Origin of the sequence: Streptomyces recifensis (genome assembly GCF_002154615.1) — a bacterium.
Lineage (GTDB): Bacteria > Actinomycetota > Actinomycetes > Streptomycetales > Streptomycetaceae > Streptomyces > Streptomyces griseoluteus.
On record NZ_MUNH01000307.1, the window covers coordinates 1 to 4,689 of the forward strand.

A 4,689-nucleotide genomic window follows, 5' to 3' on the forward strand; every position below is an offset into this window, starting at 1 on the left:
CGCGACATCGAGGTCCGCCGTCGCCGTGCTGTCACTCATCGTCCACCCACCCCTGTGGCCGTCCCGTACGCGCGCCGTCGCGCCCCAGTACTCCGGAAGCTACCGCAGCCCACTGACAATGGCTCCCGGACTCGGGAAACCCGCAGCTCGGGCGGGCGCACGCACCGGATCAGTGCGCCGGTACGGCCTCCCGGCGCGCGGCGGTGCGGGCCGCGAGGGTGCCCAGCGCGGTGATCGCGACGACCCCCGCGACCGCGAGCAGGCCGACGCCGACCGTGCCCGCCCAGCCGCCGGAGTGGAAGGCGAGCGCGCCGACGGTGCTGCCCGCGCTGGAGCCGATGTAGTACGACGACTGGTACAGGGCGGTCGCCTGGGCGCGGCCGTGCGTGGCCGTCTTGCCGACCGCCGAGGAGGCGACCGCGTGGCCCGCGAAGAAGCCGGCCGTGATCAGTACCAGGCCCAGCAGGACGAGCGGCAGGGCCGGCACCAGTGACAGCAGCAGGCCCGCCGCCGTCGTGGCGGCCGCCGTGTACAGCGCGCCCCGGCGGCCGAGGCGGCCCACCAGCCGGCCCGCCGACGACGCGGAGACCGTGCCGACCAGGTAGACCAGGAAGATCGAGCCGATGATGCCCTGCGGCAGCGAGAACGGCGCCTCGGTCAGCCGGTAGCCGATCACCGTGTACACGCCGCCGAACACCGTCATGAACAGCGCGCCGATCGCGTACAGGCGGCGCAGCAGCGGGGAGGAGAGGTGGTCACGGACCGCCCGGGCCAGTACGCGGGGGCGCAGCGAACCGGCCTCGAAGTGCCGGGGCGCGGGCAGCAGCAGCCGGAACGCCACCGCGCAGCCCACCGCGACCAGGCCGATCACCCCGACGGCGATCCGCCAGCCCCACTCCTGCGCCACCCAGCCGGTGATGACCCGGCCGCTCATGCCGCCCACGCTGTTGCCCGCGACGAACAGGCCGATCGCCGTGACCAGCGCCTTGGGCCGGACCTCCTCGGCCAGGTACGCCGTCGCGGAGGCGGGCAGCCCCGCCAGCGCGGCACCCTGCACGGCCCGCAGCGCGACCAGCGCGCCGATGGACGGCGCGAACGGCACCAGCAGGCCGACGCCGACAGCGACCATCAGGGACGCCGTCATCACGGTCCGGCGCCCGAACCGTTCCGACAGCGCGCTCATCGGCAGCACGAACAGGGCCAGCCCGCCGGTCGCCGCCGCCACGGTCCAGCTCGCCTCGCCGGCCGCCACCCCGTAGTCGTCGGAGATCAGCGGCAGCAGCGCCTGGGTGGAGTACAGCAGCGCGAAGGTCGCCACGCCCGCGAGGAAGAGGGCGAAGCTCATCCTGCGGTAACCGGGGCCGCCCGGCGTCAGCCGCGAGTCGGCCGGGGCCGGAGCGGAGGTCTCGGGGGAGGGGACGGGCGTGCGGGCGTCCACGCTGATGGACGCCCCGGTACTGGCGGGAGACATGCCTCGAAGCTACGGACGCGACCGCTCATCCGTCCAATGCATGGAATCGCCATAATCGTTCCCATGGAGCATCAGCGAAGGTCACAGCCACGCCTGTCACCGTCCGGTGACACAGAAGACATGGCGCTGCTGCTCGCGCCCCGCCTCGCCTACTTCGCCGGGGTGGCCCGCACCGAGCACGTCACCCGCGCCGCGCACGAGATGAACGTCCCGCAGTCCACCCTCTCCCGCGCGATGGTCCGGCTGGAGCAGGACCTCGGGGTGGACCTGTTCGCCCGGCACGGCCGCACCGTCTCCCTCACCCCGGCCGGCCGCACCTTCCTCGGCTCGGTGGAGCGGGCCCTCGCCGAGGTCGAGCGCGCCGCCGAGGAGGTCCGCGCGGACGCCGACCCGGCGACCGGCAAGGTCGCCTTCGGCTTCCTGCACACCATGGGCCCCGAGACCGTACCCGGTCTGCTGCACGCCTTCCGCGCCGACCATCCCCGGGTGCGCTTCAGCCTGGTGCAGAACTACGGCGAGGCCATGCTGGAGGGGCTCCGGGCGGGCCAGCTGGACCTCTGCCTCACCTCTCCGGTGCCGGACGCGCCCGACCTGGTCGCCCGGCGGCTGGACGAGCAGAAGCTGCGCCTGGTCGTCCCGGCCGACCACCGGCTGGCCGGCCGCCGCCGCATCAGGCTCGCCGAGGCGGCCGACGAGACCTTCGTGACCCTGGAGCCCGGCTACGGCCTGCGCCGCATCACCGACGACCTGTGCCGCGAGGCCGGGTTCCGGCCCAGGGTCGCCTTCGAGGGGGAGGAGGCGGAGACGCTGCGCGGGCTGGTGGCCGCGGGACTCGGGGTCGCCCTGCTGCCGCCGCCCACCGTGCCCCGGCCGGGCGTGGTGGAACTGACGGTGACCGCGCCGAGGGCGGTGCGCGAGATCGGCGTCGCCTGGCTGGCCGACCGCACGGACACCCCGCCGGTGGCCGCCTTCAAGAAGTTCCTGCTCTCCAGGCGGGGCGGGCTGCTCCCCTCCTGAACCCGGCTATCTGCGCAGCGACTTCCCGAACCCCGACGCCAGCGGCATCCGCAGTCCTATCGGCGGCGGCGCCGCGAGCGCGTCCTCCACCGGGCGCGACAGCGGGCCGCCGAACAGGGCGCCCAGGGCGAAGTCCACGGTCAGCGCGAGCACTTCGTCCCGGTGCTGGTGCAGCCCGTGCCCGTCGGAGTGCACCTCGAACCGGCACACCTCCCGGTTCACCTTCTTCGCGCGGGCCGCCAGCCGGAACGACAGCTCCGGATCGCACCGTTCGTCGTTCGTGCCGTGCGCGATCAGCACCCGGCGCCCCACCAACTGCTTGACCGGCTCGTCGGCGTCCGCGCCCTCTTCCGGCAGCCACGGGGCGATCGCCACCACGGAGTTGACCGCCTCGTGGCCCCCGGCGCCCAGCGCGGCCCGGCCGCCCATGTCCAGCCCGACCAGGCACACCGGCACGTCCCCGTACCGCCGCACCACCTCGTCCGCGGCCCAGTTGGCGTCCGCCGCGAGATGGGCCTCGGCGCCGTTCCAGCCGCGGTAGCGGTAGTGGACCGGGTGGACGGCGAGCCCTTCCTCCCGGCCGGCGCGGGCCAGGCTGCGGGCCAGGGCGCGGGCGAAGGTGCCGGGCAGGAACGGGGACGGCCTGCGGGTGGAGACCTCGTCCCCGCCGGGGAGCACGAGTACCGCTCCGCTGACCGCGCCCGGCGCGGGGCCGACCGCCTTTCCCAGCCTCGCCGTCCGGACCGGCGTCGTCGCTTGCTGTCCCATGGCAGAACACTGTCAGAAGGCGCGGTGTACGAAACCCTTCCCGGCGGTCACCATTGCGTATCGACGCGCACGGGGTACGGATCGCGCCACCGCGTGAACGGCCGGAATGCGCGCATCCTGTCGAGGAGCCCGTCCGCACGCTCGATTTCCGGTGCCGGCCCGGAAGTCAATGCGATGAAAGCAAGGTTCATTCCTTTCGATGAACGGTCCACGGCGGCAACCGACTTCACCCGCCCCGGACGCGAAGGGCGACAGCCCGGACGACCGTTCCCACTCGCCGCTGTCACCAGGGCGTATGCGGAAAGAGGAGGTCTGTATTACTAATGGCGCGCCCGGAGAATGCGTACAGACATTCACCGGCCGTCCGCATTTCGGTGATTGCGGCGGGCGGTCCGTGATGTTTACGGTCATGGACCGCTCGGATCATCCGTGATCCATGTCTCCGCATTCAAGGACGCATTCACCATGAAGCAGTCTGCTGCCAAGACCCTCGGTGTCGCCGCCCTCGGTGCCGCTTTCGCCGCCGCCGGCGCGGGCGCTGCCGACGCGGCTCCGCTCGCCCCGGACGCCCTCCCCGTCGTGGGTTCCGTCGCCCACACGCTGCCGGCCGCGAACGTCACCCAGGTGCTGCCCGGCGCCGCCGAGGCCGTCTCCCAGGGGCAGGGTGTGATCGGCGGCGGGCTGAACACCGCTCGCCCCGCCGTGCAGAAGGTGCTCGCCCAGGGGCCGACCGCGCCCGTCGCCGGACTGCTCGGGGGTCTGCCGGTGCAGGGCCTGCCCACCCACGGCCTGGGCCTCAACGGCATCCCGCTCGGCTGACACCCGCCCCGCGCGCCGCTCCCCACGCGCGAGGGCCTGTCGGACAGGCCCTCGGTCCATACACGACGCCGCCGAGGCCGTCCGGTGCTCTCCGGGACGACCTCGGCGGCGTTTCGCGTGAGCGGAAGCCGACCGGGGGCTCGCTCACCAGGCGGTGGTGCGGGCCTTGTCCTCGGAGGGCAGCAGTATCCACAGGGCTATGTAGAGCAGGAACTGCGGGCCGGGCAGCAGACAGGACACCAGGAAGATCACCCGCATCGTCCCCGCCGACAGACCGAAACGCCGGGCCAGCGCGGCGCACACGCCGCCGATCATGCGGCCGTTGGTGGGGCGGGCAAGGGCGGTCATGGCGGGCTCCTCCGTCGTCGTCGGCCCGCGACCGGGCCGCCTGCCGGGGGCGGGCCGAGTGCCGCGCCCCCGTCTGTCGTCGTATGCCCAACGGTACGGAGACGAAGCGGGAGAAGCGTCACTCTAAGGGGCGATACCGACCCTGGGAATCGTCGGGGTCCGCCCCTGAGAAAGCTCCCCGCGCACGCTCACCGCACCGCCGGCCGGACCCGCCACGCCTGCCGCGGCAACCCGGTCGGCCCCGCGTACGTCCCCGGTCGTACACC

The 4,689-nt window shown here is 73.6% G+C and carries 5 protein-coding genes; 2 read left to right on the top strand and 3 right to left on the bottom strand.

Annotated features, from left to right (window positions below; all coding sequences use genetic code 11):
• Positions 1–169: 169 nt before the first annotated feature.
• A complete protein-coding gene (locus CCN33_RS17340; RefSeq protein WP_086694501.1) occupies positions 170–1,471 on the bottom strand; it encodes an MFS transporter in 1,302 nt (433 codons plus the stop codon).
• Positions 1,472–1,534: 63 nt separating this feature from the next.
• Between CCN33_RS17340 and CCN33_RS17345 the strand changes: the two genes are divergently transcribed.
• On the top strand, positions 1,535–2,488 hold the full coding sequence (locus tag CCN33_RS17345) for a LysR family transcriptional regulator (protein ID WP_086694502.1): 954 nt from the start codon (positions 1,535–1,537) through the stop codon (positions 2,486–2,488).
• Positions 2,489–2,494: 6 nt separating this feature from the next.
• Here CCN33_RS17345 and CCN33_RS17350 read toward each other — a convergent pair whose 3' ends face one another.
• Entirely contained in the window at positions 2,495–3,256 is a 762-nt protein-coding gene (locus tag CCN33_RS17350; RefSeq protein ID WP_086694503.1) for an alpha/beta hydrolase, read from the bottom strand.
• 465 nt (positions 3,257–3,721) lie between these two features.
• On the opposite strand from CCN33_RS17350, the gene CCN33_RS17355 reads away from it, so the two are divergent.
• Complete coding sequence (locus CCN33_RS17355; RefSeq protein ID WP_086694505.1) at positions 3,722–4,075, top strand: ATP-binding protein; 354 nt, start codon at positions 3,722–3,724, stop codon at positions 4,073–4,075.
• A gap of 144 nt (positions 4,076–4,219) precedes the next feature.
• On the opposite strand, the gene CCN33_RS17360 is transcribed toward CCN33_RS17355, so the two are convergent.
• On the bottom strand, positions 4,220–4,423 hold the full coding sequence (locus tag CCN33_RS17360; protein ID WP_086694504.1) for a PspC domain-containing protein: 204 nt from the start codon (positions 4,421–4,423) through the stop codon (positions 4,220–4,222).
• Positions 4,424–4,689: the final 266 nt, after the last annotated feature.

Bases quoted from the DNA above. Each gene is read 5' to 3' on its own strand.
- CCN33_RS17340 (WP_086694501.1), bottom strand. From the start codon at position 1,471: ATGTCTCCCGCCAGTACCGGGGCGTCCATCAGCGTGGACGCCCGCACG.
- CCN33_RS17345 (WP_086694502.1), top strand. From the start codon at position 1,535: ATGGAGCATCAGCGAAGGTCACAGCCACGCCTGTCACCGTCCGGTGAC.
- CCN33_RS17350 (WP_086694503.1), bottom strand. From the start codon at position 3,256: ATGGGACAGCAAGCGACGACGCCGGTCCGGACGGCGAGGCTGGGAAAG.
- CCN33_RS17355 (WP_086694505.1), top strand. From the start codon at position 3,722: ATGAAGCAGTCTGCTGCCAAGACCCTCGGTGTCGCCGCCCTCGGTGCC.
- CCN33_RS17360 (WP_086694504.1), bottom strand. From the start codon at position 4,423: ATGACCGCCCTTGCCCGCCCCACCAACGGCCGCATGATCGGCGGCGTG.